Origin of the sequence: Afifella sp. JA880 (assembly GCF_025379905.1) — a bacterium.
Lineage (GTDB): Bacteria > Pseudomonadota > Alphaproteobacteria > Rhizobiales > Afifellaceae > Afifella > Afifella aestuarii.
Genome location: NZ_JAOANH010000003.1, coordinates 925059 through 951999 on the forward strand (window position 1 = coordinate 925059; position 26941 = coordinate 951999).

Below are 26941 nucleotides of genomic sequence, written 5' to 3' on the forward strand. Positions count from 1 at the left end.
ACCTGAACATGAGACATATGGCGGGCGGCGAACACCTCGCCGCCTGACCTGCCGCTTCGCTTTCGCAGCTAAATAAAGTCTCCGCTGTTCGAAGGGAACGGCTCGCCTCTGCCTCGTGTTGCGCCCCCGGATGGCCGATCGGCCATCCCGCGCCCCGCGTCGAGGAGACAGTCTCATGGCAAGATCTGAGCAGGATATGAAACCCGTCGACTTCGCCGACCAGAAGGTGCTGCGCGGCACGGGTGGCGAGGTGCATCAGGTCGCGAATGGCAAGAGAACGTCGCTGACCACGGCGCAGGGTGCGCCCGTCTCCGACGATCAGAATTCACTGAAAGCCGGGCGCCGCGGGCCGACGCTTCTGGAAGATCAGCACTTCCGTGAGAAGATCTTCCATTTCGATCATGAGCGGATCCCGGAGCGCGTCGTGCATGCCAGAGGCTTCGGAGCGCATGGCTATTTCGAGACCTACGAGAGCCTGTCAGATATCACTGCGGCCGATCTCTTTCAGCGCCCGGGCGAGAAGACGGATGTCTTCGTCCGCTTCTCCACGGTGGCCGGCAACAAAGGCTCGGCCGATCTCGCCCGCGACGTGCGCGGTTTCGCTGTGAAATTCTACACGAAGGAAGGCAACTGGGACATCGTCGGCAACAACATCCCGGTCTTCTTCATCCAGGACGCCATCAAGTTTCCCGACCTCATCCATTCCGCCAAGCAGGAGCCGGATCGCGGCTTCCCGCAGGCGCAGACGGCGCACGACAATTTCTGGGACTTCATTTCTCTGACGCCGGAGTCGATCAACATGGCCCTGTGGATCATGTCGGATCGCACGATCCCGCGCTCCTTCCGTTTCATGGAAGGTTTCGGTGTCCACACCTTCCGTTTCGTCAACGCCGAGGGCAAATCGACCTTCGTCAAGTTCCACTGGAAGCCGAAGCAGGGCATGCAATCGGTCGTCTGGAACGAGGCGTTGAAGCTGAACGGCGCCGACCCGGACTTCCATCGCCGCGACCTGTGGGATGCGATCAAGATGGGCGATTACCCCGAATGGGAGCTCGGCCTGCAGCTCTTCGACGAGGATTTCGCCGAGAAGTTCGATTTCGACGTCCTCGATGCGACGAAGATCATCCCGGAAGAAGAGGTGCCGGTGAAGCCGGTCGGGCGCATGGTCTTGAACCGTTGCGTCGACAATTTCTTCGCCGAGACCGAGCAGGTTGCTTTCCATACCGGCAATCTCGTGCCGGGCATCGACTTCACCAATGACCCACTCCTGCAGGGGCGCAACTTCTCTTATCTCGACACGCAGCTGTCGCGCCTCGGCTCCACCAATTTCACGCATCTGCCGGTGAACGCCCCGCGCTGCCCCTTCCATCACTTCCAGCAGGACGGCCACATGGCGTTCCACAATCCGGTGGGGCGGGCGAACTACGAGCCGAATTCCTGGAGCGGAGAGGAAGGCGGGCCGCCCGAGGACCCGAAGACGGGCTTTGCCTCACATCCGGAGGCCGTCGAGGGCGAGAAGGGCCGCGTGCGCTCCGAAACCTTTGCGGACCATTACAGCCAGGCCCGGCAATTTTACCTGTCGCAGACCGATGTGGAAAAAGGCCACATCGTCTCCGCCTTCACGTTCGAGCTTTCCAAGGTGGAGACGCCTGAAATCCGCGCCCGCATCGTCGCTCATCTGAGGAATGTCGATGAGGAACTGGCGAAAAAGGTAGCGGACGGGCTGCGTCTCAAGAAGATGCCGGAGCCGATCGAAGCGGCCATGCCGACGAAGATGGAGCTCAAGGCTTCGCCCAAGCTCTCAATCGTTTTGAACGGTCCGGAGAGCTTTGCCGGCCGCAAGCTCGGCGTTCTCGTTACCGACGGCGTCGACATCGATCTCGTGAAAGCCCTGAAAGCGGCTGTCGAGGCCGAGGGTGCGATGATCGAATTCGTGGCGCCGATGGTGGGCGGCGTCGAAGCCTCCGACGGGACCTGGATCGAGGCCGATGAGAAGATCGATGGCGGCCCTTCCGTCCTTTACGACGCGGTGGCGATCCTGACGTCCGAGGATGCGGTCGCCGCGCTTGCCAAGTTGCCGCCGGCGAAGGATTTCGTCTCCGACGCGTTCGTGCATTGCAAGTTCATCGGTTATTCGCAGGCGGCGAAGATGCTGTTCGAGAAGGCGGGAATTGCCTCCGACATGGATGCGGGCTGCGTCACTCTTTCCGACGCCGGCGAGGCCAAGACTTTCGTGAAGAGCCTCGGCAAGCTGCGCGTCTGGGATCGCGAGCCGAAAGTGAGTGCCGGCTGAACACAGCGAAAGCGACAACAGGAAGGCGCGGCGTCCTGGACCGCGCCTTTTTCGTCTGCAAGCGGCCTTTGCGATAAAGTCAGCGCTTGCGGCGCCGCTCCGACAAAAAGGCGCCGATTATGGCGATAAGCGCGGCGGCAAACGGGATCCAGGCTTCAAAAGTGCCGATCGTCTGAAGCGTGGCCCAGCTCGCGAGACACCACACGAGCGGCACCGGCAGGGCGAGGGAGATCAATGGGCGCCGTCTCGCCAGAAGGAGAATGCCGAGCGTGGCAATTGCGGTTGGATCCGGGGCGAGTGCAAAGATCTCGCCCTGGCCGAGGGGCCGGCCGGTCGCAAGCGGCAGGAGAGGGTGCAGCGCGAGCGCATAGACGAAGAGGCCTGCTCCGAGCGCGGATCTGAGGCCGCGTGACCCTGCGAAAGCGCTCTCTCGTCGTGCGAAAGCGAAGAGAAGGATCGCCGCCTCGGCCAGGAACGGCGGGATCGCATAGAGAGCCGCCCAGTTGATCGGCTGATAGCGTTGCCAGAGGAACAAGGCGGTGACGGAGACCCACGCGGCGGCGAGCAGGACGCCGGCGATCGGGCCGGACCATGGGCGTTGCCGAAGCGCCAGGACGAGGATGAGGGTGCCGCCGGCGAGCGCCACGATCTGCGCGGGCCACAAAGCCGCATTCTGCAGCTCAAACAGCCGCCAATAAACCTCTTCGGAAAAGAGCAGGAAATCGGCGGGCCGGTAGCTCCACCATGTGCTCACAGGATGTCCCGCACATGGGCCGACATCCTTGTGCGCAGTTCAGGCTCGGGCAGAGGACCGGAGGCGGCGGCCATGTTCTCGCGCGCATGCTCCGGCACGGTCGTCGCCGGGATTGCAACGGTGACGGCCGGATGCGAGAGGATGAATTTCAGGATGAACTGCGCCCAGCTCGAGGCGCCGATCTCCGCGGCGAAATCCGGCAATGGCCTGCCTTCGAGCCGGCGTGTCAGAGAACCCTGGCGGAACGGCCGGTTGACGATGACAGCGATGCCGCGCTCGCGCGCCAAGGGCAGGATGCGTTCCTCCACCTCCCGGTCGAGCACGTTGTAGCTGATCTGCACGAAGTCGAGCGGCTGGTTCGCCATCACCTCCTCGAAGAGATCGTGGCGCCGGCCTTCCGACGTGGTGATGCCGACATAGTCGATCTCGCCGCGGTCTTTCTTGTCGAAAAGCATCGGCAGATGCGCCTCCCAGGCGCGCAGATTGTGCACCTGCATGAGCGAAAAGCGCGGTACGTTCCATTTGCGTCGCGATCGTTCGATCTGCTCCGGGCCGTCTTCCGCCGAGGATGTCCACACCTTGTCGGCCGCAAGAAGTCCCTCCGGTCGGCCGAGCTTCGACAAGCCATAGCCGAGCGTGTCCTGCGAGGAGCCGTACATCGGCGAGGAATCGATCACCCGTCCGCCGCTGTCGAAGAAGGCCTCCATCACCTGCGCGCTGCGGTCGAGAAGCACCGGATCGTTGCCGACATTGAAGGTGATCCAGGTGCCAAGGCCAACAGCCGGGATCATCTCGCCGCTGGAGGGGATTTTTCGCTTAACGGGCTCAGCCACCTGCGCCTGTGAAGGCGTGACCGGCAGGGCGGAGGCGAGAGCGAGTGCCGCGCCGCCGGAGAGAAGCGCGCGCCGGCTCAAGGAGGGTGTTCTGAGATCGTCCATCACCTCTATCTGGCGTCACCGCCCCGGCCCGCAAAGGCGCGGGCCTCAACAAGCCGTGAGGCGTCCGGAGATCTCAGGAAGCGAGAGGAGGATTGGAGCGGGCGATCGGGATCGAACCGACGACATTCAGCTTGGGAAGCTGACGTTCTACCACTGAACTACGCCCGCGGCCGGGTCGCAAATTGGCCGCGGCCGGCCCTCCCGTCAAGCGGGATCGGAAGGGCCGCCGCATTTTCTCTGAAGAGGCACGGTACGCCGCTATGGTCGAGACGACCAGAGGCCGCGCGCCGGCCAGCCGCTTATGCGGCGAGTTTGCCTTCGAGCGCCTTTGCAATCAGCGCCCGTGTCTCGCCGATGCCGTAAAGCGCCACGAAGGAGCCGAAGCGCGGTCCCTGGTCCTGACCGAGAAGCACCTGGTAGAGCGCCTGGAACCAGTCGCGGAGATTGCCGAAATCGTGCGCCTTGCCGACGGCATAAACCTCGTTCTGGATCTCCTCGCCGCTGGCATTATCCGGCAGGGCAGCAAGACGCTGGTCGAGATCGGCCAGAGCGGCCTTCTCGGTATCCGTCGGTGCGCGGAAGCTCTTCGTCGGTTTGACGAAATCGTTGTAGTAGCGGATCGCGTAGCCGACGAGTTCGTTAAGTGCCGGATGGCTTTCCGCGCTCGCCCCCGGGGCATAGCGGGAGATGAAGCCCCAGAGAACACGGGCATCTTCGGAATTCGACGCCGAGACGAGGTTGAGGAGCATGGCGAACGAAACCGGCATCTCGACTTCGGGCGGCTTTCCAGAATGGATGTGCCAGACCGGATTGACGATCTTCTGCTCCGGCGCCTGCGTGTCATAAGCGGCAAGATGCGAGAAATATTCATCGACCGCCCGCGGGATGACGTCGAAATAAAGCCGCTTCGCTGAGCGCGGCTTCTGGAACATGTAGAGCGCGAGGCTCTCCGGCGAGGCATAGGCGAGCCACTCGTCGATGGTGAGCCCATTGCCGCGCGACTTTGAGATTTTTTCGCCGTTCTCGTCGAGGAAGAGCTCGTAATTGAAGCCCTCGGGCGGATTGCCGCCGAGCGCGCGGCAGATCTGCGAGGAGAGGCGGACGGAATCGATGAGGTCCTTGCCGGCCATCTCGTAGTCGACGCCGAGCGCCGTCCAGCGGAGCGCCCAGTCGGCCTTCCACTGGCACTTCACCTGGCCGCCGGTGACGCCGACCGTCACCTCTTCGTCCGTCTCCGGATCGAGATAGGTGATGGTGCCGGCCTCAGGGTCGCGCGCGATCGTCGGCACCTGCAGGACGATGCCGGTCCGCGGGCAGATCGGCAGGAAGGGCGAATAGGTGGCGCGCCGTTCCTCGCCGAGCGTCGGTAGGATGATCGCTCGCACTTTTTCGTAGACGGCGAGCATCTTGAGGAGCGTCTCGTCGAAGCGGCCGCTCTTGTAATAATCCGTCGCCGAGGCGAATTCGTACTCGAATCCGAACTTGTCGAGAAAGGCGCGCAGCCGCGCATTGTTCGCCCGTCCGAAGCTGTCGTACTCGTTGGAGAACGGGTCGGGCACCTCCGTCAGCGGCTTGCCGAGATGTGCCTGCATCATCTCCCGGTTCGGCACGTTCTCCGGCACCTTTCGGAGCCCGTCCATGTCGTCGGAGAAGCACAAAAGCCTGGTCGGCACGCTGTCCTTGGTCAGAACGCGAAAGGCGTGGCGCACCATCGTCGTGCGCGCCACCTCACCAAAGGTGCCGATATGCGGCAGGCCGGAGGGGCCGTAGCCGGTCTCAAACAGGATTTCGCGTTTGTCTCCGCCACGTTTCTCCAGCCGATCGATCAGCTTGCGCGCTTCCTCGAAAGGCCAGGCCTTCGAGACTTGGGCGGCGGCGAGCCATTCTTCGGGCAGAGATTGGGCAGACATTTTCGATCCTGGTGGTTGAGCGATTGCGGCCGATGCCGGGTCGTCATGAGCCGGTGCCGCAATCTGGGAGCGCAGCTCTAGCGCAAGGAAAGCGTGGCGTCGAGGCGCAGGCCAGCTTGCGAAGGGGCGTGGGCGAACATAGCTACGCGGCAGTATCAGCCGGCCAAGGAGCCCAGAATGCCGCAAACGGTTTCCACCCAGGATGCCCTCGTCTACGCCATGGTCACGGTCTCGGCCGTGGACGGTCATATGGCCGATCCCGAACTCATGACGATCGGCAATCTGACGCGCTCTCTGCCGGTCTTTTCAGGCTTCGACAGCGACCGCCTACCGGATGTGTCGCGCACCGCGGCCGAAATCCTCGCCGGGGCGGACGGGCTCGAAAACATGCTGTCGCTGCTTGAAGACGCGGTGCCTGAGAAGCTCTACGACACGCTTTACGCCATGGTGGTCGAAGTGGCGGTGGCCGATCTCGATTTGCCGCAGGAGGAGTTGCGCTTTCTCAGCCTGCTGCGCGACCGGCTCGCTATCGACAAATTGACGGCGGCGGCCCTGGAGCGTTCGGCGACGGCCCGCTACCGTCGCGTTTAAGGCCGCGAAGCGGCCAGGGCCATCGGACGAGGCGTGATGAGTTTCGGATTTCTCTTTTCCGAAGCCGGCATTCGGCTTTTCGCCTTCTTCGGTATTTTCGGCGCGATGGCGGCATTTGAGCTCGCTTATCCGCGTCGTAAAGCGCATCCGCTCAAAAGCCGGCGCTGGGCGACGAACCTTGCGGTCCTCCTCGTCGATGTCGCGGTGCTCCGGGTGATCTTTCCGATGGCGGCGGTCGGCGCCGCCATCTTTGCCGAAGCGCAGGGTTTTGGGCTGTTTAGAACGCTCGGCCTCGATCCGATTTTTGCCGGCGTCATTGCGTTCATTCTGCTCGATTTCACCGTCTGGGCGGAGCATGTCGCCTTTCACAAGATCCCGATCCTGTGGCGCGTCCACCGCGTGCACCACGCCGACGTCGATGTCGACGTGACGACGGCGCTGCGTTTTCATCCGATCGAGATCCTCGTCTCCATGTGCCTGAAGGCGGCCTTCGTCGTTCTCATAGGCGCGCCGGTCCTGTCGGTTCTTCTTTTCGAGATCGTTCTGAATGGCGCGGCGATGTTCAATCATTCGAACGTCCGCCTGCCAGACCGCGTCGACCGGGCGCTGCGCTTCCTGATCGTGACGCCGGACATGCACCGCATCCACCATTCGGTGGAGCGGCGTGAAACCGACAGCAATTACGGCTTCAACTTTTCCGTCTGGGACCGGCTCTTCCGCGTCTATACGCAGGATCCAGAGGCCGGGCAGGTTGGCATGCGTCTGGGCCTCAAGCCGCACCAGGATGGCGCGCCGGCGCGCTTCCTCTGGTCGCTTCTCTATCCCTTCCGGCGCGGCGCCTGAGGCACCGGCTCAGAACAGACCGACGGGAAAATAACGCAGATAGAGTTCGGCATAGGTGCCGTTGCGATAGGTCTCGCGCAGGGCGTAATCGAGGGCGCTCTTGAGCTCGTGCTCTTGTGGCCGCACGGCGATCTGCAGCCCGTCGCCGAAATAGGCATCGTTGAGATAAGGCCCGCCCGCGAAGCGGCAGCAATCTTTTGATCCCGCGCCGTGCAGCCAGAAGGCGAGACTGAGCGCATCCCCAAAGACGGCGGTCAGGCGCTTTTCCTGCAAGGACTGCAGAGCGGCGGCCGGGTTTTGGTAGCAGGCGACACGCGCCGTCGGGAAATAATCTTCCAGAAAGGCTTGATGCGCGCTGTGGCAGACGACGCCGACGAAGCCGTCACTGTCGCTGTCGGGTTCGAACTCCGTCTCCTTCAGCGTCACGAAGCGTGCCGGTATCTTGAGATAGGGGCGGGTGGCGAGAAGCGGATCCTCGCCTTCCGGGTCTGGCGAAAGCCCCGCCATGATGGCATCGCCCTCCTTGTCCCGAAGCGCTGTCTCCAGTGTCTCATAAGGGCGCGATTGCACCGCGCATTGGACATCGAGCGCCTCGCACATGGCCCGGATCAGATCGATGTCGAAGCCGACTAGGTCTCCGTGCCGGTCGCGAAACGAGAACGGCGCGAAATCGTCCGTGACGAGAAAGCGGATCGCGCCGACCGCATCCATATTGGGCCGTTCGATGCGGGATCGCGGATCCCAGAAATTGGGGATCACCGGATCTTCGGCCTTCGCCGCGCCGGCCGCGGCGGTGAAGAGGATCGCGAGAAAGAGGAAAAGTCTCGGCAAGACGGCGCGCCAATCACGAGGTCGTTTGCAATCGTTCATAGTGTCTTGCTGACAGGACCGCTAGAGGAGCGAGCGTCAGCGAACAAGACCGCGAGGAGGCGGGAGATGCTCGACGGGCTTATCCGCACGCAGATTGAACCCGGGTTGAACTCTCTCGGCCGGATGCTCGCCGGCCGCGGTGTCACCGCCGATCAGGTGACGTTGGCAGGGTTCGGTCTCGCCCTGCTCTCAGCTGGTGCAATCGTCGTCGAGGCCTATGCACTCGCCTTCGTTCTCATTCTCTTGGGCCGCCTTGCCGACGGGCTCGACGGCGCCGTGGCACGTGCGACTGCGCTCAGCGATCGCGGCGGCTTTCTCGACATCACGCTCGATTTTGCCTTTTACGGCCTCGTCCCCGCCGCCTTCGCGCTCGCCGATCCGGACGCCAACGCACTTGCGGCCGCGATCCTGCTTCTCGCCTTTTACGTCAACGGCGCGAGCTTTCTCGCCTTCGCCGTCATGGCGGAAAAGAAGAAAATCACGACCGACCAGCGCGGCGTGAAGTCGCTTTATTTCACGACCGGGCTCATGGAAGGCGCGGAGACGGTGATCTTCTTCCTCGCCTTCTGCCTGTTTCCTGCGTTTTTTTCGCCTCTCGCCTACCTGTTTGCGTCGCTTTGCGCCGTGACGACGACCTCACGCATTCTGCTCGGTTGGCGCACCTTCTGATGCGAGAGCCGTTCAGAGCGCTGCGTCGAGCGCCTGGGCCACATCTTCTGCGAGGTCTTCGGGATCTTCGAGCCCGACGGAAAAGCGCAGCATGCCCTCGGTGATCCCGAGCTCGCGCCGTACCTCTTCCGCGACGTTCTGGTGCGTCGTCGTCGCCGGGTGGGTGATGAGGCTCTTGGCATCGCCGAGATTGTTGGAGAGGCTGACGATCTGCAGTGCGTTGGCGAGCCGGAAGGCCGCGTCCTTGCCTCCCTTCATGTCGATGGCGATCATCGTGCCGCCGCCACTCATCTGCCGTCGGGCAAGCTCGGCCTGCGGATGGTCCGGGTGGCCGGGATAAAGAACGCGGGCGACGGCTGCATGCGCGCCGATGATCTCGGCGAGCTTTGCCGCAGTTTCCGCCTGGCGCCGCACACGCAGTTCCAGCGTTTCGAGCGATTTCAGAAGCACCCAGGCGTTGAACGGGCTGAGCGCCGGGCCGGTATGCTTGACGAAGGGCAGGAGCTTTTCCTCCACCCATTCGGCATTCGACAGAACCACGCCGCCCAGGCAGCGGCCCTGGCCGTCGATATGCTTGGTGGCGGAATAGACGACGGTATGGGCGCCGAGTTCGAGCGGCTTCTGGAAGATCGGCGTCGCGAAGACATTGTCGACGACGAGACGGGCACCGACGCTGCGGGCGATTTCCGCAACGGCGGCGATATCGACGAGCTCCATCGTCGGATTGGCCGGGCTTTCGAGGAACAGCGCCTTGGTCTTGGGCGTGACCGCGGCCCGCCATTCATCGAGGTTGGAGCCGTCGACGAGTGTTGAGGTGACGCCGAAACGCGGCAGAAGCTGCGACACGATGTAAAGACAGGAGCCGAAAAGCGCGCGCGAGGCGACCACATGATCGCCGGCTTCGATGTCGGCGAGGAGTGCCGCCGTGACCGCGGCCATGCCGGAGGCCGTTGCCTTCGCCGCTTCCGCGCCCTCCAGAAGCGCCATGCGCTCCTCGAACATCGCAACCGTCGGATTCGCGTAGCGCGAATAGACGTAACCCGGATCGTCGCCGTTGAAGCGCGCTTCGGCGGCTTCCGCGCTCGGATAAACGAAACCCTGCGTGAGGAAGAGTGCCTCGGAGGTTTCAGAAAACTGAGATCTTGTAGTGCCGCCATGCACGAGCTGCGTGGCGGGGCGAAGAGACTTTTTGTCTGTCACAGCGCATTCCTGCCTTCAAGCAAACGAAAACCCGGCCGGGCCGCCGCCAGACCGGGTCGAATGCGCCCCGACCTTTTAGCGAGTTGTTTTACGTGGCTGCAAGCCGGCCGGCCAAATCACCACGAAGTCCTCGGGCCGATTACTCTTCGACTTGGTCGGCGTCAATGCTGCACTTGAGGAAAGACTGCGATGCTGGAATGCGTCAGACGGCGGCAAAAGGCGCAACCACAGTGAAGCGGGGGCGGAAACTGCCGACTTGGCGTGGCCCTTGGCTTCGGCTAACCGAGGGGCATGAACGCAAAAGAAAACAGCGACGGCATTTTGCCCGACAGCGCGATCGAAGCGATGATCGCGGCAGGCGAAATCGATCTCGCCACGCCCCCCGATGCTCGACAGGTGCAGCCGGCGAGCCTTGATCTCCGCCTCGGCGAGACGGCCTATCGTGTGCGCGCGAGTTTCCTGCCCGGGCGCGATTGCGCGGTGGAGAAAAAACTCGACCGCTTCAAGCTGCACGCCTTCGACATCACCGGCGGCGCCGTACTTGAAACCGGCTGCGTCTATATCGTGCCGCTGCTGGAATCCCTGGCCTTGCCGCAAGAGGTCGCCGCAAGCGCCAATCCGAAAAGCTCGACCGGCCGGCTCGACGTCTTCACGCGGGTGATCGCCGACAATGGCGACGCGTTCGACCAGATCCCGGCGGGCTACCGCGGACCGCTTTATCTGGAGATCTCGCCGCGCACCTTCCCGGTTCTCGTCCGCACCGGCTCGCGTTTGGCACAGATCCGCTTCCGCCGCGGCCATGCGCGCCTTTCTGACGAAGAGCTTGGCACGCTGCAGACGACGTCCTTCGTGTCGAGCGACCCGCGCTTTTTCGAAGGCCTCATTCTCTCCGTCGATCTCGCCGGCGGCGAGGATGGCCTCATCGGCTATCGCGGCAAGCGACACACCGGCGTCATCGATGTCGACCGTCCGGACGCCTATGAGGTTGCCGATTTCTGGGAGCCCTTGCGGCCGAGCGACAAAGCGGGCCTGATCCTCGATCCCGATCAGTTCTATATTCTTGCCTCGCGCGAAGCCGTGCATGTGCCCGCGGAGACGGCGGCGGAGATGGTGCCTTTCGATCCGCTCGTCGGCGAATTCCGTGTGCATTACGCGGGCTTTTTCGATCCGGGCTTCGGCGACGATACGGCGGGCGGCCGCGGCAGCCGGGCAGTGCTGGAAGTGAGGAGCCGGGAGGTGCCGTTCATCCTGGAACACGGGCAGACGGTTGGTCGTCTCGTCTATGAGCGCATGGCGGCGCTGCCCAAGGCGCTTTATGGCGCTGGGCTCGGTTCAAATTACCAGGGCCAGGCACTCAAGCTCTCCAAGCATTTTCGCGTCTGAGGCGCGCCTGTCGGGCCGACGCCCGGTCAAAGAGGTGAGCTTGAGGGGAGGTCGGAGGAGAATGGCGCAGTCTTCTCCGCGTCGGGTGTGAAGCCTGGTCTTTGCGTGCTCCACTGGCCCCGCTTGTCGCGTTTCGCCGCCTTTTCCGCGTCTTGATAGCGGGCCGCGGTGGCCTTCGCCCAGCCTTGGCTCACCAGCCATTCGCCGAGATCGATATCGCCGAGCCGGCATAACGTCGCCTCCGGCAGCGTCTCCGCGCCAGCCGGGATCGTGCAGTCGATGGCGCGCGCCCGGATGAGGCGCCGCAGCGCCGAGCGTCCCATCATGCCGCACGGCCAGACCGGCTCGCCGCAGCTCGCATCGGGCGCAAGCGGCTCGATCCCCGCGAGCCTGACGCTGTGTTCGCCGCTTTCGATCTTGCCGAGGCCGGCAACGACGGGGCGGAAGAGACGCTCGGTTCTTTCCGTCGGCGCGGTCTTCTGCTCCCCCTGCTCCTCCGGCTCGTCTTCGCGGGTGCGTACAGGCTCCGGCGGCTCCACGCGCAGAAGCGGCCCGCTCACCTTGGGACCAAGTGTCATGCCGCGCGGAGTGACATTGCGCGTCGCGGGCTCGACCTCTTGGGGGAGCGCCGGCGGCGGTGCCGCTTGCGGTGCGGCTGGTGATCCCTCGGTGCCCTCGTCGGGGGCAGGCGAGGGAAGCGCAAAAAGCCCGAAAACGAGCCCGACGACGAGAAGAAGGCTAACGAGGGTCAGGGCGCGCATCTGGGGCGGCCGAATTTTATTGGCTCGCCCAGATGATGCGTGCGATCCACTCGATCTCGGTCAGCGGCACCACCCGGTCGGGGTGCTCCGGATTGAGCGAATGCAATTCGACGGCGTCCGTCGTCTGCCGTTGCAGGGTCTTGGCCATCACCTCGCCCTCCGTCGTCTTCACCACGACCCGGTCCCCCGGCCGCAATTGCGAGGTCGGGGAGACGATGATGACATCGCCGTTGCGGTAAAGCGGCAGCATGGAATCGCCGCTGACCTCGAGCGCATAAGAGCCTTCGCTGTCGGCCACCGGCAGGTCGATCTCGTCCCAGCCCTGGCCGACGGGAAAACCACCATCGTCGAAGAAGCCTCCCGCACCGGCCTGGGCAAGGCCGAGAAGCGGCACCTGCGCCGGGGCCGGCAAGCGTACGTCAGCGGCCCGGCCGCCATAGCGCGTGCGCGTCTCTACGAGGCCGACGAATTCCTCGAGCGAGGCTCCGGTCGCCGTCAGAATTTTGGCGATAGATTCTGTCGAGGGCCAGCGAGGCCGCCCATCGGCACTGCATCTCTTGGAACGGTTGAAGGCCGTCGGGTCGAGGCCGGCCTTGCGCGCCAGCCCAGACACAGTGAGACCGTGGCGGCTGGCGAGCGCATCGATGGCGCCCCAAACGGTGGCGTGTGTCCAGACCATGATCGTGGGGCGCTCCCGCCCTGCGCGTGATTAAGGAATATAGTCCTTAATCGGGCAGAAGCACAACTGTGCCGGCGGCCGGCACGAGGGTTTTTCTTGTGTCTCGGGCTTTCTTCCGGCTGGCAAAGCGTTTTCACCCAGCCTTGACACGCTCTCGCAGGGTGCGCTGCGCGGCCAGGAAGGCGGCGACGTTCTCGTCGGGCTCCGGCGGCTCGGCCGTAATCCCGAGGATTTGGAACATTTCCTCCGGCGGTACGAAGCGTTTGCCCTTGCGGTCATAGATGCCGCCCCAGGTCAGTGCCTGGGCGGCAACCCGCCCCTCACCCTTTTCGCCGAGCACGAAACGGTGCTCGCCGACGACGCTCGTTCCCTCCCAGGTGACGATGCGCGAGGTGAGCTGAAAGCGCTGCCACATACGGATTTCGCGCCGAAAGACGATGTTGACGCCGCCGAGCATCGGCGCCCAGCCGCGTTTCATCGCCTCGTCCCACAGGCCAAAGCGGCGGAAGAGATCGAAGCGGCCGATATCGGCCAGCATCAGATAGCGACCGTTGGTGATATGGAGATTGGTGTCGCAATCCCACGGCCAGGTGAGAAACGACAATTCCGAGACACCGAACGGAACGGGAAGAGGGGCCTTCGTTCCCGAAAGCCCCAACTTCAGAAGTCTACCCCAAACATACATCAGCTAGACATCGACCCTAGGCCGCCCTTTCGCGCTCGTCCGTCCTGCCGAAGCGGCCGTAAAACGTCTCGCCCTTCTCCGCCATCTCTTTCAAAAGCGCGTTCGGTTTGAAGCGTGGCCCGTATCTCTCGGCGAGCCTCTCCGCCTTCGCGACGAACTCCTTGAGACCCATGAAGTCGATATAAGAGAGCGTTCCGCCGGTGAAGGGTGCAAAGCCGAAGCCGAGGATCGAGCCGAGATCGGCCTCGCGCGGATCCTCGATCACGCCTTCTTCGACGGTACGGGCCGCTTCGAGCGCCTGCGTGACGAGAAGGCGTTCCTTCAACTCCGCGAAATCGAAGCCGTCCGCCGATTTCGGTGTCACGATCTCGGAAAGCCCCGGCCACAGGTGCTTGTCCTTGCCGGCGTAATCATAGAAGCCCTTGCCGTTCTTGCGGCCGAAGCGTTCGCGGCTTTCCACCATCTCCGACAAGAGGCGCTTCTGCTCGGCCGAGACGGCGCCTTCGCCGAGATCGGCCTCCGTCGCCTTGACGATCTTCCAGGCGAGATCGACGCCGACCTCGTCGGTGAGTGACAACGGCCCGACGGGCATGCCTGCCATCTTGCCGGCGTTTTCCACCATCGCCGGCGGCACGCCTTCCAGAAGCATGAGATGGCCTTCGAGGAGATAGGCGGTGACGCAGCGATTGGCGTAGAAGCCGCGCGAATCGTTGACCACGATCGGCGTCTTGCGGATCGCCCGCACATAATCGAGGGCGACGGCGAGCGCCTTGTCGCCGGTTTTCTCGCCGAGGATCACCTCGACGAGCTGCATCTTGTCGACGGGGGAGAAGAAGTGGATGCCGACGAACTCCTCTTCCGAGCGCCAGTTCCTGGCAAGCGAGGTGATCGGCAGCGTCGAGGTGTTGGAGGCGAAGACAGCGCCTTCCGGCAGATGCGCCTTCACCTTCTCCGTCACCTCGGCCTTGACCTTGCGGTCTTCGAAGACGGCCTCGATGACGAGATTGGTATCGGCGAGCGCGGCGTAATCGGGCGTTGCGACGATGCGGTCAAGAATGCCAGCAGCGGCTTCTTCGCTCATGCGCCCGCGCGCCACTTCCTTTTCGAGAAGGCCGGCGCAATGCAGCTTTCCCTTCTCCGCCGTCTCCTGGTCGCGATCGATGAGGACGACCCCCATGCCGGCGCGCGCCGTGACATAGGCGATGCCCGCCCCCATGAAGCCGGCGCCGAGAACGCCGACGCGCTTCAGCTCGCTTGCCGGCACGTCGGCCGGACGGCGGGCCCCCTTGTTGAGCGCCTGCAGCGAGACGAAGAGCGAGCGCATCATCGCCTGCGCTTCCTTGGTCTGCAGCGTCTTCGCGAAGTAGCGGCTCTCGACCTGAAGCGCGAGGTCCATCGGCAGTTGCACGCCCTCGAAGACGGCCTGCATGATCGCCCGGGCGCCAGGGTAATTGTTCTGGGTTTCTTTGCGGTAGAGGCCGTTTGCGGCAGGCCAGAACTGGAAGCCGCCCGGCGTCCAAACGGCGGTCGCGCCACGCGGCTTGTAACCTTCCTGATCCCAAGGTTTCACAGGCGACACGCCCGCGCTCAGCATGGCCTTGGCGGCCTCGACGAGCTCGTTTTCAGGCGCAACCTTTTCGACGAGACCCATCGATCTGGCGGCCTCGGCCTTGAGGGTGTTGCCGCGCAGAAGAAATTGCAGGCCCGCGACGGTATCTGCCATGCGCATCACGCGCTGCGTGCCGCCGGCGCCCGGAAAGATACCGATCTTGACTTCCGGCAGCCCGATCTTGGCGTTTTCAGCAACGACGCGGCCATGGCAGGCGAGCATCAACTCGGTCCCCCCGCCCATGCAGGTGCCGGCAATGGCTGCGACGAACGGCTTGCCGCAGGTCTCGATCCGGCGATAGAGGCGAGACATGCGCGAGGCGCGCTCAAGCAGCTCGGCCGTCGCCGCCTGCGGGTTCTCCGCCTTCTTGGCTTCGAACGTGCCGAGCAGGTCGGAGAGCATGTTGATATCGGCGCCGCCGGTGAAATCCTTTTTCGCCGAGGTGATGACGACGCCCTTCACAGCGTCTTCGGCCACCGCCCAGTCCACGATTGCGGCGAGCTCCTCCATCACCGTCTCCGTGAAGACGTTCATGGAACGGTTCGGCATGTTCCAGGTGACGAGAGCGATCCCGTCGTCACCCGTTTCGCAGGTGAAATTCTCGTAGGTCATTGTTTGTTTCTCCCCAGGCTCAGGCGCGCTCGTAAGGCGTGCCGTCCTTATGCGTGTAGCCGGGCGCACCTTCGCCGGTGACGGAGTGCAAATCGATGTCGGGATAGGTCACGATGTCGGCCCCGGAGCGTGTTCCGACTTCCAGCAAGAGCGCGTCTCTGTCGCTGCGGTTGATGAGATGATGGCCGTTCGCAACACCCGCCTTGAAAGTGGCGGCGTCTCCCGCCTTCAGGATCGTCTCTCCGCCGTCTTCGACGAGCACCACTTCACCCTCGATGATGAAGACGAATTCGTCTTCCCCCGTGTGCCAGTGGCGCTGGGACGAGGCGGCGCCGGCTTGAAGACGGCAGAGATTGACGCCGAATTGGTCGAGACCGCCGGCATTGCCGAGGCGCTTGCGGAAGCGGCCGGCCACCAGCGTGTCGTAGGGTGCCGGATAGCCGGTGGAATTGACATCGGGGATCTGATCGATGTCGATTTTCGGCATGGCTCAGACCCTTTCGATGATCGTCGCGGTGCCCATGCCGGCTCCGATGCAAAGCGTGACGAGGGCGGTGTTGAGATCGCGCCGCTCCAATTCGTCGAGTACCGTCCCGAGGATCATCGCACCCGTCGCGCCGAGCGGGTGGCCCATGGCGATCGCTCCGCCATTGACGTTGACCGTTTGCGGATCGAGATCGAAGGCCTGGATGTAGCGCAGCACGACGGAGGCGAAGGCTTCGTTGATCTCCACGAGATCGATGTCGGAAAACTGCATGCCGGAGCGCTTCAGGAGCTTTTCGGTCACATCGACCGGCCCGGTCAGCATCAAAGCGGGTTCTGAACCGATATTGGCGAAGGCGCGAATTTTTGCGCGCGGCTTGAGACCGGCGGCCTTGCCGCCCTGTTCATTGCCGATGAGGACGGCGGCCGCGCCATCGACGATGCCGGAGGAATTGCCGGCGTGGTGCACGTGGCGGAGCTTTTCGACCTCCGGATGGGCCTGGATGGCGACGGCATCGAAGCCGCCCATCTCCCCGACGCCCGCAAAGGACGGTTTGAGGGAGCCGAGAGACTGCATATCCGTTTCAGGCCTCGGATGCTCGTCGCGTTCGAGCAGCGGCAGGCCGGTCGGGTCTTTGACCGGTGCGATCGAGCGCTTGAAACGGCCTTCTTCCCAGGCGGCATGGGCGCGCTTCTGGCTTTCCACCGCATAGGCATCGCAATCGTCGCGGGTGAAGCCGTATTTGGTCGCGATGAGGTCGGCAGAGACGCCTTGCGGCATGAAATAGGCGGGCACGGCGACCTGCGGATCGACGGCCCAGGCGCCGCCGGAGGCGCCGAGCCCGACACGTGACATCGATTCCACGCCGCCGGCGACAACGAGATCATGGTGACCGGTGACGACCTGGCCCGCCGCCATGTTGACCGCGTCGAGACCGGACGCACAGAAGCGATTGATCTGCATGCCGGGAACCGACTGGTGGTAATCGGCGGCGAAAACCGCGGCGCGCCCGATATTGCCGCCCGCTTCGCCGACCGGATCGACGCAGCCGAGGATCACATCGTCGACGAGGCTCGTGTCGAGGCCATTGCGCTCGCGCACGGCCTCAAGTGCGGTTGCCGCAAGCCGCACCGTTGGCACGGTGTGCAGCGCTCCGTCCTTCTTGCCGCGGCCGCGCGGCGTGCGCACATGGTCAAAGATATAAGCTTCAGACATGCGAGAACTTTCCTCTCATTGTGGTGCGTCGCGATTCTTTTCTACAAACAGGTGTCCAGGTGTCGTTACGACCTGAATCCTCTCTGACGGAAGCGCGACGATGTTTTTGTTGTTGTAAATAATTATTCTATCGCTGGTGAATAGTATTATTCCATAATTATTATACTGAACTCCCTCAGACATAATGTTTATAGATAGGTCAGATAAATATATCTTATTGACTCCAAAATAAACTCCAGATGACATCAGCGTGACGATATACGCAAATATTGACATAATGATGTTAAACGCAAAATCGTATCTATAAGTAGAGAGGTTATCGCCAGAGGGGAGTAACGATAATAAATTTTCTATAGATGATATGACTTTATGTATAGAAAAAATAAACAAAAATAACAATATAATCACAATGCAGCTGAAAACGTAAAGAAATATTTCTATATTAGTTTTCGGGGAAAAATAAATAAACAGGACAATAATAGATAAAATGGGGGCGCTTATGATGATATATCTTTTTCTCCTATTCGGAGAAAAGTGTAATTCGTGCAATAAGTACATAGATAGCATTAAAAAAACACCAAGAGACGCGACTCCTGAAATGCCAACTAGGGAAAGTTTTGCTATGTCAGACGGCGATATGAGCCAAATTAAGTTGGCGTCAAATGGAATAAGGTATCCGTACAGAAATATTACCGAAGATGATGTCCCTATTAGTATAAGTGCGCTTGAGACTAGGGCAATGTTTTTCCCTAAATAGGCAGGAAGAGCTTGAGGCGTGTGCTGCATAGTTCCTGCCTCCAAAGCTCAAAAAGCTTCAGCCGGCAGCGCCATCGTCGTCTCGGCGCCCGTGGCGATCCGTCTGAGGCGTGTTCCGGTCTCCGGCATCGCCCGTTCCATGTAATAGCGGGCGAAGAGAAGCTTGTTTTCGTAGAAGCTCTGATCCTCCGTCGCGCCTGCGGCGAGCGCTCTGCCGGCCGCTTGCGCCATTTTCGCCCACATATAGCCGAGCGCGACAAGACCGAAGAGGTGCATGTAATCGGTGGAGCCGGCGCCCGCATTGTCCGGGTCCTGCATGCCGTTCTTGGCGAGCCACATCGTCGCCTTTTGCAGGTGGTCGAGCCCCTCCTTCAGGGCAGGGACGAGCGGTGCAAGAGTGGCGTCCTCCGCGTTCTCGGCGAGGAAGGTCGCAATCTCGGTCAGGAATGCTGTGATGGCGCGCCCATTGTCGGCGGGCAGCTTGCGCCCGACGAGATCGAGCGCCTGGATGCCGTTGGCACCTTCGTAGATCATGGCGATGCGCGCATCGCGCACGAACTGCTCCATGCCCCATTCCGCGATATAGCCATGGCCGCCATAGACCTGCTGCGCGGCGACGGCGTTTTCAAAGCCGCGATCGGTAAAGACGCCCTTGATGACCGGCGTGACGAGCGCGAGCCAATCTTCCGCCGCCTGCCGGGCGGCGGGATCGGGACTGCGGGTGGCGATATCGGACTTGAGCGAGGTGTCGAGCATGAGGGCGCGCGCCGCCTCGTTGAAGGCGCGCACCGACATCAGGATCCGGCGGATGTCAGGATGCACGATGATCGGGTCGGCGGCCGACGCGGGCTCGCCGGCGGCTCCGTTCTTCTTCGACAGGGCGCGCCCTTGGCGCCGGTCGCGCGCATAGGTGACGGCATTCTGATAGGCGATTTCCGACTGCGCCAGTCCCTGCAGGCCGACGCCGAGCCGCGCCTCGTTCATCATCGTGAACATCGCTTTGAGGCCCTTATGGGCTTCGCCGACCAGCCAGCCCTTGGCCGCGTCATAATTCATGACGCAGGTGGCATTGCCGTGAATGCCCATCTTTTCTTCGATTGCACCGCAGGTGACGCCGTTCGCCTCGCCGGGTGCGCCGTCCGCATCCGGCAGGCGCTTCGGCACCAGGAAGAGCGAGAGGCCTTTGACGCCGGCGGGGGCACCTTCGATGCGCGCCAGAACGAGGTGCACGATGTTGGGCGTGAGATCATGCTCACCGCCGGAGATGAAGATCTTCTGGCCGCTCAAGCGGTAGCTGCCGTCGTCCTGCGGCACGGCCTTGGTGCGGATGAGGCCGAGATCGGTGCCGCAATGTGGCTCCGTCAGGTTCATCGTGGCAAGCCATTCGCCAGCGATCAGACGCGGCAGATACTCGCTCTTCTGGCTGTCGCTGCCATGCGCGGAAAGGGCGGCGATGGCGCCCTGGGCAAGGCCCGGATACATCGACCACGCCATATTGGCCGAGGCCTGAAATTCCCCGACGGCCGTGGCGATGACGAAAGGCAGGCCCTGGCCGCCATAATCGGGATCTGCCGCCAGTCCCACCCAGCCGCCATCGGCATAAAGGCGGTAGGCATCCTTGAAGCCGGAAGGCGTCGTGACGCGGCCGTCGTCGTGACGGGTGCAGCCTTCGCGGTCGCCCACCTGATTGAGGGGTGCGAGCACTTCGCGACAGAATTTGCCACCCTCTTCCAGAACCGCTTCCATGACTTCACCGCTGGCATCGGCGAATCCGGGAAGGTTCGAAAGACGGCCAATTCCAAGCACGTCATTGAGGACGAAAAGCGTATCGCGAACAGGAGCGGAATAGGTCGGCATAGGAGAGCTTACCCTTACGTAAACGTCAGCTAGGTCGACCTTCCATTATCGTCTGAATTCGTCAGTGACAAGCGCCGACACACCCCTGGCCCCGCGGAAATGTGCGGGTTTCTTTGCATGACGCAACGTCTTCTAAGACTTACGCGGCCTCTCCGGCCTGCTTCTGCTCGTCCTGCTTCTGCGTCAGGATCTGGCGTACTGAATCCATCGTTTGAGACAATTCGTCGATCGCGTGCTCGATCTCTTCTTTCTGCCGCTTCAGGATGGCAACCTGTCCCTCGAACTTGTCGAGAGCCACCTGCATCTGCAGAACTTCGCCGTCCTTCAGGTCGTAGAGATCGAGGATTTCTTTGATTTCCACCAGCGAGAAGCCGACCTTCTTGCCCATCAGGACGAGCTTCAGCCGTGCCCGGTCGCGCCGGGAATAGATGCGGTTCAATCCCTCGCGACGCGGGTTGAGAAGGCCCTTGTCTTCGTAAAATCGTAGGGTTCGAAGCGTCACGCCGAATTCGCGCGACAATTCACCGATGCTGTAAGTCATTCACGTCCACTTTCTGCACCCGCCGTAAGCGCCAGCTTTCCGCCGGTCGGGCGTGAGTACGTTCACTTTGATTGAGGTCGCAGTCTCTCGACCGAACAATAGCGCACGTCAATCATGAGCCTATAGGTCCAGCCTACGGGCTTCGATGAAACGTGAACGGGGCGTCTGCCGCCCCGGTTCCTTGTCAGGCTGCTTTCCCGGCTGCTCAACATGAGAAATCGTCCAAAACATGGCAGAGTTAACGTCATGTTTACCATGAGCGCCGTTAACCTTTTTCCAACCATCAGAGTGCTTCGACCTGTCGGCGTGCGAACGGTCGAGTTTTTCTCTTCTGGTCCGAGGAGACGCAATGAAAGCCCGCACATCATGGAGAGGCAGAGCAGGATCGCCGCCGCCCGCCCCGGGTCAGGAGGGAACCGATCTGCGGGCTCTGTTGAATGCGCGCTTCGATGCGGAAGGCCGCATCATTCACGAGCCGGCCTACGCCGATTCGGAAGCTGAGCGCCTTGCCGGAGATGCCGGCGAGGGCGACATCAGCACCGAACACCTGCAGGCGGCCGTCGAAGCTCTGGCCAAACGCATAGAAGAGGCAGAGCGCGGCGAGGCCGACCGCACCTCGCAGGCCCGTAGCCGGCGTGCGCCTATCGCCCCTCCGGCTCCCGGCACGTTCGACGAGCCGTCAACGACGACCCCGCCATCCTCAGACAAGACATCGGATGCCGCCGATGACCTCTTGAAGCGTCTCGACGCTTTTGAAAGGCACCTGGAGGAGCTCTCCCGGGGCGGCGCCGCCGACGCTGCTGGCAAGCGCAAAGCCGCCTTCGAAGAGGCGCCTGCACCGGAGCGTCGGGCGACACCTGCCGAGCCGAGCATCCAGGCACCATCGGCTCGCAAGTCCACGCCTTCAGAAAAGCCAGTGGAGAAGCCCGCCGAACCGCGCCGCGCATTCGCTGGCGGACTTGCTGATTTCGCCCGCGATCTCGCCAATCGTCGGCCGAAGAGCGAGGCACCAGCAGAGACTTCGCGCGCCGAACCCGCCGATGACCGCGAGAAGAAGCCGGTCCAGGCCGATAAGAACGCCGAGGTTCTGCGCCAGATCGAGAAGCTCCAGCATGCGCTGGAAGACGAGGTGCGTCCCTCGCGCGGCGCGCTCGCCTCGTTGCAGGAGCGCATGGGCGATGTCGATCTGCGCCTTCAGGCGCTGCATCGCAGCGTCGCCTCGGTCGCCCAGCCGCAGGGGCTTGCGGAGGAAATCGCCGCCATCCGCATCGGTCTTGCCGCGCTTCCGCAGGGCAAAGCCTTTGATGCGATCGAAGCCCGGCTCGGCGAACTCGCTGGCCGCATCGATGCGATGTCTCAACCTCACGATCGCGGTGACGAACACGAGAGTTTCGCCCGTATCGAAAGCCGACTCGACACGCTCGCAGCCGCGATGGATGAGATCCGCGACAGCCGAATCGGCGCCATCGACGATCTTGCTGCGCAGCTCGACCGTCTGGCTGAGCGTGTTGAAGGTCTCAGTGAGAGCCGCTCCGATCTCGGAGCGATAGAGGGGCCTCTCTCCGAACTTTCCGCGCGTATTCAGGCCGTGCCCGACACACGTTCGATGCTGACCGCGCTTGACGACAAGCTGAGCCGCATCGCTACGAGCCTCGATGAACGCAGTGTCGACTCGTCCGATATCGAGGAAATCACCCAGCGTCTCGACCGTCTTGCGGCTGAAATTTCGGGTTTTCTGACCGAGAGCGAAGAACGCTTCTCGCTCAAGCCCGTCCTTGATCGCCTGTCGGAAATCGATGCGCGCTTCGCCGATGAGCGGGTCGATGTCGATCAGCTTTCCGGTCTCGTCGCCCGCATGGAAGACGCCGTTACCAGCGCCCCGATCGGTGAGCGCTTTGCGGCGCTCGAGGCCCGCATACAAGGCCTTGATCAAAAGCTGCCGGATAGCGACAGCAGTCTTTTGAACGATATCGTCGATCTCCGCTCGGAAATCGCCGAGCTCAGGGCCGATATCCGCAACAGCCCGCCGACCGCCGATGCTGGCGTTCGCGTGCTGCAGCCGGCCATCCGCGAAATCAAAGAGCGTCTCGACCGGCTGCCCGAGGAGCCGGCGCGCTTCAACCGCGAGCTGGAAGCCCAGATCGGCCGCATCTCAGCGATGCTCGATCGCCCCGCAGCGGAATCGAAGGTGCTGACGCGCCTTGAAGACGCGCTCGCGGATATCCGCGAACGCCTGGATCGTCAGGAGCTGCACCACGACGCGGAAACCTGGCATGCGGCCGGCGTCGATACTGCCGAAGGGTCGGAAGCGCTGGCGCGTCTTGCCAGCGCGCTCCAGCATGATCTCGGCGAACTGAAATCCGTCGCCGAGGCGAGCGAGGAACGCACGCGAAGCTCGCTCGACGCGGTGCACGAAACGCTGGAAGCCGTCGTCAAGCGTATGGCTTTCCTCGAGCGCGACCTGCCGTTCTCAGGCGACGACAATGGCGGTTCGAGAACGCCGGCACCGCGCGCCACCCCTTCCGGCGATGACGACAGGCCGTCTGGGAAGTCTCCCTCATCGACCGCGCCGTCTGGCCCGAAGCCTGGTCCCGCGGGCCGCGCGGGTCCCGTGCAATGGTCGCCGCGGCCTCCCGCGCCGGAGCCGGAAAAGCGGGTGGAAGAAAGCACCGCCCCGGGCCTCCTGAGCCGTCTCTCCGCCACGCAATTGCTGAAGCGGGCGACAGGCGGCAGGGCGGAATCCTTCGTGCCCCGCCAGGAAGAGGAGGTGTCGCTCGACTCCCTCTTGGAGCCAGGCGGCGGTCCCTTGCATTCCGACCTCGCGGATGCGCCGAGTTCGGCAAGCCATTACATTTCAGCGGCCCGTAAGAACCCGCCGTCTGAGACGAGCGGTTCAGAGCAGGCGCTGGCTGCGGCTTACGAGGATTTCAGGGCTCAAAGCCGCAACAGAGAGACCTCCTCGAGCGACTTCCTGAGCGCCGCGCGTCGCGCCGCCCGTGCCGCCGCTGCGGAAGCTGCCGCCGCCGAAAGCGATGCTGGCCGCGCCAAGGGACGAGGCGGGTCGCAGATCCTCGATTTCTTCAAGGCCCGGCGCCGTCTTCTCGTGGCGGGTGCTGTCGCGCTCGCCGTCGCGTTCGCGGCGGTGCAATTCGTCAAGGTGCGAGGCGAGGAGGCCCGGACCGCGAATTCGCGCCCGGCGGTCGAGACACCGGCGCCCGCTCCGAAGGAGACCGAAGCTCCGGGCGATGGCAGCTCGATCATCCAGCCGAGCCCCGCGTCGGGCGGCGCGGTGATGGAATCCGGCAATGCCGCGCCCCTTCCACGGCCCGACCGGGAGACAGCCTTTTCGACCCGTCTCTCCGCGCTGCCGGGCTTGAGTGCCCAGGAGCTGACGCCGCCCGCACGCGCCAGCTTGCCGAAGCCTGAGGCCGAACACGAGACGGCGCTCGGTCAGATGCCGGAAGCCGCTGCGTCCTCCGCCCCGGCGGAGCCTGACGAGAACGAAATCTTCGCCGACGATGGAGCCCTGTCGCAGACGGCCTCGATTACTCCGCCGCCATCCCAGCCCATCAGGACGCTTGCGCCGACGGCACAAGAGCCGGCCATCTCACATCCGTCAGGCTCTCTGCCGGCGTCGATTGGCTCCGAAAAACTACGGCGCGCTGCAGAGACCGGCGTGACGGAGGCCCAGTTCGAAGTCGCCGTCCGTTATGCCGAAGGCCGCGGCGTGACGAGCGATCAGGCGACCGCGGTCTCCTGGTATGAGCGCGCCGCCCGCGGTGGGCTGGCCCCGGCGCAATATCGGCTCGGCTCGATTTACGAGAAGGGACGGGGTGTTCCCAAGGACATCGACAAGGCACTCGGCTGGTATGGCAAGGCGGCCGATGCCGGCAATGTGAAAGCCATGCACAATCTCGCCGTTCTTTACGCCGAGGGGGCGGACGGCGCGCCGGATCTGGAAAAAGCGGCCGATCTCTTCGAGCGCGCCGCCGAGCGGGGTGTGCGCGACAGCCAGTTCAATATCGCAGTTCTTTTTGCGCGGGGCCTCGGCGTCAAACAGGACCTTGTGGCCGCCTACAAATGGTTTGCCGTGGCAGCCCGCTCGGGCGACCAGCAGGCGAAAAAGCGACAGCAGGAAATCGCCAGTGCACTGCCGCAAGATCTCCTGCCGGAGGCGAAGAAGGCCGCCGAGACTTTCAAGGCCCTGCCGATCGACCCGCAGGCCAACATGGTCTTCGCACCCGAAAGCGGATGGGGCGGACAAGCCAGCGAGAGCGTGAGCCTCAGCGGCCCCGACCTCGTGAAGCACACCCAGGGTCTTCTCGCCCAAAAGGGCTACGATCCGGGACCGGCCGACGGCATCTTCGGCAAGAAGACGCGCCAGGCAATTGCGTCGTTCCAAAAGGATAACGGCCTTTCCGTGACCGGCAAAATCGATACCGGCGTCATTAAGGCGCTTGATGAAAAAGATATCTGAACCACCGTCTTGCGCTTCGTGAAGCGGCGGTGTTGAAGAGATCGGCCTAGACCGAGCGAATTTCGCCGATAGCGACAGGACCGTCCTGCGTGCAGCTCTATCTCCCGATCGCTGAACTGACGGTCAACATCTTCGTCTATCTCGGAATGGGAGCGGCGGTCGGCTTCATTTCGGGCATGTTCGGCGTTGGCGGCGGCTTTCTGCTGACGCCGCTTTTGATCTTTTCCGGCATCAGCCCCGCCGTCGCCGTGGCGACCGTGACGCCTCAGATCGTCGCCTCGTCCACGTCGGCTGCGATCTCCTATTGGCGTCGGCGGATGATCGACCCGCAGATGACGATGTTTCTCATTGTCGGCGGCGTCACCGGCTCATGGCTCGGCGTGCGGGTCTTCACCATGTTGCGCTCGCTGGGTCAGCTCGATGTCATTATCTCGCTGTCCTATGTCACCTTTCTGGGGCTGATCGGCGGCCTCATGCTGCGCGAGGCGCTGCGCTCCTTTCTGCGCGCGCGGCGCGGCCGTCCACCCAATCTGCGCCGTGGCCGCCATCACAACTGGCTGCTCGGCCTGCCGTTCAAGGTCCGCTTCCGCCGCTCCAAACTCTATGTGAGCGTCATCCCGGTGATCCTGCTTGGCCTGTCGATCGGCTTTCTCGGCACCGTCCTCGGCATTGGTGGCGGCTTCATCATGGTGCCGGCGCTGATTTACCTTCTGCGTGTGCCGAGCAACGTCGTCATCGGCACCTCTCTCGGCTACATCCTCTTCACGATGGCACTCGCCACGGTGCTGCATTCGTTGGAGAACGGCGCCGTCGATTTGATGCTGGCCTGTCTCTTGATCGTCGGCGGTGTCGTCGGTGCACAGTTCGGGGCTCAGATCGGTCAGGCCATGCGCGGCGACCAGCTGCGTCTTTTCCTGGCGCTTCTGGTGCTCGCGGTGGCACTCCGCTTCCTGTTGAACCTGTTCCTGCCGCCTGCGAGCCTCTATTCGATCGCCCTTCTGCAGGGGATCGGCTGATGCGGTTCCTGCTCGCTCTCGCCCTTTTTTCCGGTCTCCTCGTTTGCGGCCCGGCTTCGGCGGAGAAGCTCGTCTCCACCCTGTCCGATGATGCCGTCGAGATCACCTCCAACTTCACAGGCTCCAACATCACCGTCTTCGGTGCGGTGGAAGGCGCGAAATCGGCCTCCGGCGAGCGCGATTATGAGGTGGCGATCGTCGTGGCGGGCCCGCAGATGCCGCTTGTCGTGCGACGCAAGGGTCAGGTCGCCGGGATCTGGATCAACACGGCCTCTCGGGAATTCTACAATGTCCCGAGTTTCTACGTCATCCATATGAGCGAGAACTTGAACGATGCTGCGAGCCAGCAGCTCTTGGCGCGCTACAAGCTGGATTTCGCCGATCTCGGCTTCTCGCGCGACGCAAGTTACACCCCGCAGGACGAGGCCTTCGCAAAAGCGCTGGTGGAGCTGAAGAAACAGAAGGAGCTCTTCGTCAAGCGCGGCGATGCGGTCACCTTCCTTGCCCCCAATGTCTTTCGCACCACCTTCCATTTGCCGTCGGCGATCCCCGTCGGCACCTACCACGTCTCCGTCTTCCTCTTTCGCAACGAAGAGCTGGTGGCGGCGGAAGTGCAAAGCCTGCTCGTCGAGAAGAGCGGCTTTTCAGACCGTATCGCGCGTTTTTCGACGGACCAGCCGCTGCTCTACGGTCTTTTCGCCGTCATGGTGGCCGTCTTTACGGGCTGGATGGCCGGCATCATCTTCCGCCGCAACTGAGTATCCTTGAAGCCGTATAAGGCTGGTCCGGAGCCATATC

General features: G+C 62.9%; 21 protein-coding genes, 1 tRNA gene and 1 riboswitch. Of the genes, 8 read left to right on the forward strand and 14 right to left on the reverse strand.

Going from position 1 to position 26941, the window contains the following annotated elements; genetic code table 11:
- The first annotated feature begins 175 nt into the window (after positions 1–175).
- The gene (locus NYQ83_RS17325) at positions 176–2293 is read left to right on the forward strand and encodes a catalase (protein ID WP_261216112.1); all 2118 of its coding nucleotides are present in this window, start codon (positions 176–178) and stop codon (positions 2291–2293) included.
- Positions 2294–2372: 79 nt separating this feature from the next.
- Here NYQ83_RS17325 and NYQ83_RS17330 read toward each other — a convergent pair whose 3' ends face one another.
- The 4 genes from NYQ83_RS17330 to NYQ83_RS17345 form a co-directional block, all read right to left on the reverse strand.
- Positions 2373–3047, reverse strand: coding sequence for a DUF6064 family protein (locus tag NYQ83_RS17330; protein ID WP_261216114.1), 675 nt, complete (start codon positions 3045–3047; stop codon positions 2373–2375).
- Entirely contained in the window at positions 3044–3985 is a 942-nt protein-coding gene (locus NYQ83_RS17335) for an aldo/keto reductase (protein ID WP_261216116.1), read from the reverse strand. Before NYQ83_RS17335 ends, NYQ83_RS17330 begins: the two co-directional genes overlap by 4 nt.
- A 93-nt stretch (positions 3986–4078) precedes the next feature.
- Positions 4079–4153, reverse strand: a tRNA-Gly gene (locus tag NYQ83_RS17340).
- A 131-nt stretch (positions 4154–4284) separates the two neighbouring features.
- Positions 4285–5895, reverse strand: coding sequence for a lysine--tRNA ligase (locus NYQ83_RS17345; protein WP_261216117.1), 1611 nt, complete (start codon positions 5893–5895; stop codon positions 4285–4287).
- A 177-nt stretch (positions 5896–6072) separates the two neighbouring features.
- Between NYQ83_RS17345 and NYQ83_RS17350 the strand changes: the two genes are divergently transcribed.
- A complete protein-coding gene (locus tag NYQ83_RS17350) occupies positions 6073–6486 on the forward strand; it encodes a tellurite resistance TerB family protein (RefSeq protein WP_234629745.1) in 414 nt (137 codons plus the stop codon).
- 33 nt (positions 6487–6519) lie between these two features.
- The gene (locus NYQ83_RS17355; protein WP_409977019.1) at positions 6520–7329 is read left to right on the forward strand and encodes a sterol desaturase family protein; all 810 of its coding nucleotides are present in this window, start codon (positions 6520–6522) and stop codon (positions 7327–7329) included.
- Positions 7330–7338: 9 nt separating this feature from the next.
- Here the strand turns inward: NYQ83_RS17355 and NYQ83_RS17360 are convergent, their stop codons facing one another.
- Positions 7339–8160: a transporter substrate-binding domain-containing protein gene (locus NYQ83_RS17360; RefSeq protein ID WP_261216119.1), complete on the reverse strand. Its 822-nt coding sequence runs from the start codon at positions 8158–8160 to the stop codon at positions 7339–7341.
- Positions 8161–8265: 105 nt separating this feature from the next.
- Here NYQ83_RS17360 and NYQ83_RS17365 point away from each other — a divergent pair, with 105 nt between their 5' ends.
- Complete coding sequence (locus tag NYQ83_RS17365) at positions 8266–8868, forward strand: CDP-alcohol phosphatidyltransferase family protein (protein ID WP_261216120.1); 603 nt, start codon at positions 8266–8268, stop codon at positions 8866–8868.
- A 12-nt stretch (positions 8869–8880) separates the two neighbouring features.
- Here the strand turns inward: NYQ83_RS17365 and NYQ83_RS17370 are convergent, their stop codons facing one another.
- Positions 8881–10068, reverse strand: a complete 1188-nt coding sequence (locus NYQ83_RS17370; RefSeq protein ID WP_261216121.1) for an O-succinylhomoserine sulfhydrylase — start codon at positions 10066–10068, stop codon at positions 8881–8883.
- Between the two features lie 55 nt (positions 10069–10123).
- A riboswitch (SAM riboswitch) is annotated at positions 10124–10201 on the reverse strand.
- 158 nt (positions 10202–10359) lie between these two features.
- Between NYQ83_RS17370 and NYQ83_RS17375 the strand changes: the two genes are divergently transcribed.
- Positions 10360–11451: a 2'-deoxycytidine 5'-triphosphate deaminase gene (locus NYQ83_RS17375; RefSeq protein WP_261216122.1), complete on the forward strand. Its 1092-nt coding sequence runs from the start codon at positions 10360–10362 to the stop codon at positions 11449–11451.
- Between the two features lie 26 nt (positions 11452–11477).
- Here the strand turns inward: NYQ83_RS17375 and NYQ83_RS17380 are convergent, their stop codons facing one another.
- The 8 genes from NYQ83_RS17380 to NYQ83_RS17415 all read right to left on the reverse strand — a co-directional run bounded on the left by NYQ83_RS17380 (position 11478) and on the right by NYQ83_RS17415 (position 20650).
- The gene (locus NYQ83_RS17380) at positions 11478–12212 is read right to left on the reverse strand and encodes a thermonuclease family protein (RefSeq protein ID WP_261216123.1); all 735 of its coding nucleotides are present in this window, start codon (positions 12210–12212) and stop codon (positions 11478–11480) included.
- 16 nt (positions 12213–12228) lie between these two features.
- Positions 12229–12891, reverse strand: coding sequence for a helix-turn-helix transcriptional regulator (locus NYQ83_RS17385; RefSeq protein WP_261216124.1), 663 nt, complete (start codon positions 12889–12891; stop codon positions 12229–12231).
- A gap of 133 nt (positions 12892–13024) precedes the next feature.
- Entirely contained in the window at positions 13025–13495 is a 471-nt protein-coding gene (locus NYQ83_RS17390; protein WP_261216125.1) for a thioesterase family protein, read from the reverse strand.
- Between the two features lie 97 nt (positions 13496–13592).
- Complete coding sequence (locus tag NYQ83_RS17395; RefSeq protein WP_261216127.1) at positions 13593–15797, reverse strand: 3-hydroxyacyl-CoA dehydrogenase NAD-binding domain-containing protein; 2205 nt, start codon at positions 15795–15797, stop codon at positions 13593–13595.
- A 19-nt stretch (positions 15798–15816) separates the two neighbouring features.
- Positions 15817–16284 (reverse strand): cupin domain-containing protein, encoded by a 468-nt coding sequence (locus NYQ83_RS17400; RefSeq protein WP_261216129.1) that lies wholly within the window; start codon positions 16282–16284, stop codon positions 15817–15819.
- A gap of 3 nt (positions 16285–16287) precedes the next feature.
- On the reverse strand, positions 16288–17496 hold the full coding sequence (locus NYQ83_RS17405) for an acetyl-CoA C-acetyltransferase (RefSeq protein ID WP_261216130.1): 1209 nt from the start codon (positions 17494–17496) through the stop codon (positions 16288–16290).
- Positions 17497–18300: 804 nt separating this feature from the next.
- On the reverse strand, positions 18301–20109 hold the full coding sequence (locus NYQ83_RS17410) for an acyl-CoA dehydrogenase C-terminal domain-containing protein (protein ID WP_261216132.1): 1809 nt from the start codon (positions 20107–20109) through the stop codon (positions 18301–18303).
- A gap of 139 nt (positions 20110–20248) precedes the next feature.
- Positions 20249–20650 carry a MerR family transcriptional regulator gene (locus tag NYQ83_RS17415; protein ID WP_128292115.1) on the reverse strand — a complete coding sequence of 134 codons (402 nt, stop codon included), beginning with the start codon at positions 20648–20650 and terminating at the stop codon, positions 20249–20251.
- 349 nt (positions 20651–20999) lie between these two features.
- Here NYQ83_RS17415 and NYQ83_RS17420 point away from each other — a divergent pair, with 349 nt between their 5' ends.
- The 3 genes from NYQ83_RS17420 (at position 21000) to NYQ83_RS17430 (ending at position 26901) form a co-directional block, all read left to right on the forward strand.
- A complete protein-coding gene (locus tag NYQ83_RS17420) occupies positions 21000–25127 on the forward strand; it encodes a peptidoglycan-binding protein (protein WP_261216133.1) in 4128 nt (1375 codons plus the stop codon).
- Between the two features lie 89 nt (positions 25128–25216).
- Positions 25217–26143 carry a sulfite exporter TauE/SafE family protein gene (locus tag NYQ83_RS17425; RefSeq protein WP_234629730.1) on the forward strand — a complete coding sequence of 309 codons (927 nt, stop codon included), beginning with the start codon at positions 25217–25219 and terminating at the stop codon, positions 26141–26143.
- On the forward strand, positions 26143–26901 hold the full coding sequence (locus NYQ83_RS17430) for a TIGR02186 family protein (protein ID WP_261216134.1): 759 nt from the start codon (positions 26143–26145) through the stop codon (positions 26899–26901). The genes NYQ83_RS17425 and NYQ83_RS17430 overlap by 1 nt, the downstream gene beginning before the upstream one ends.
- Positions 26902–26941 lie beyond the last annotated feature (40 nt).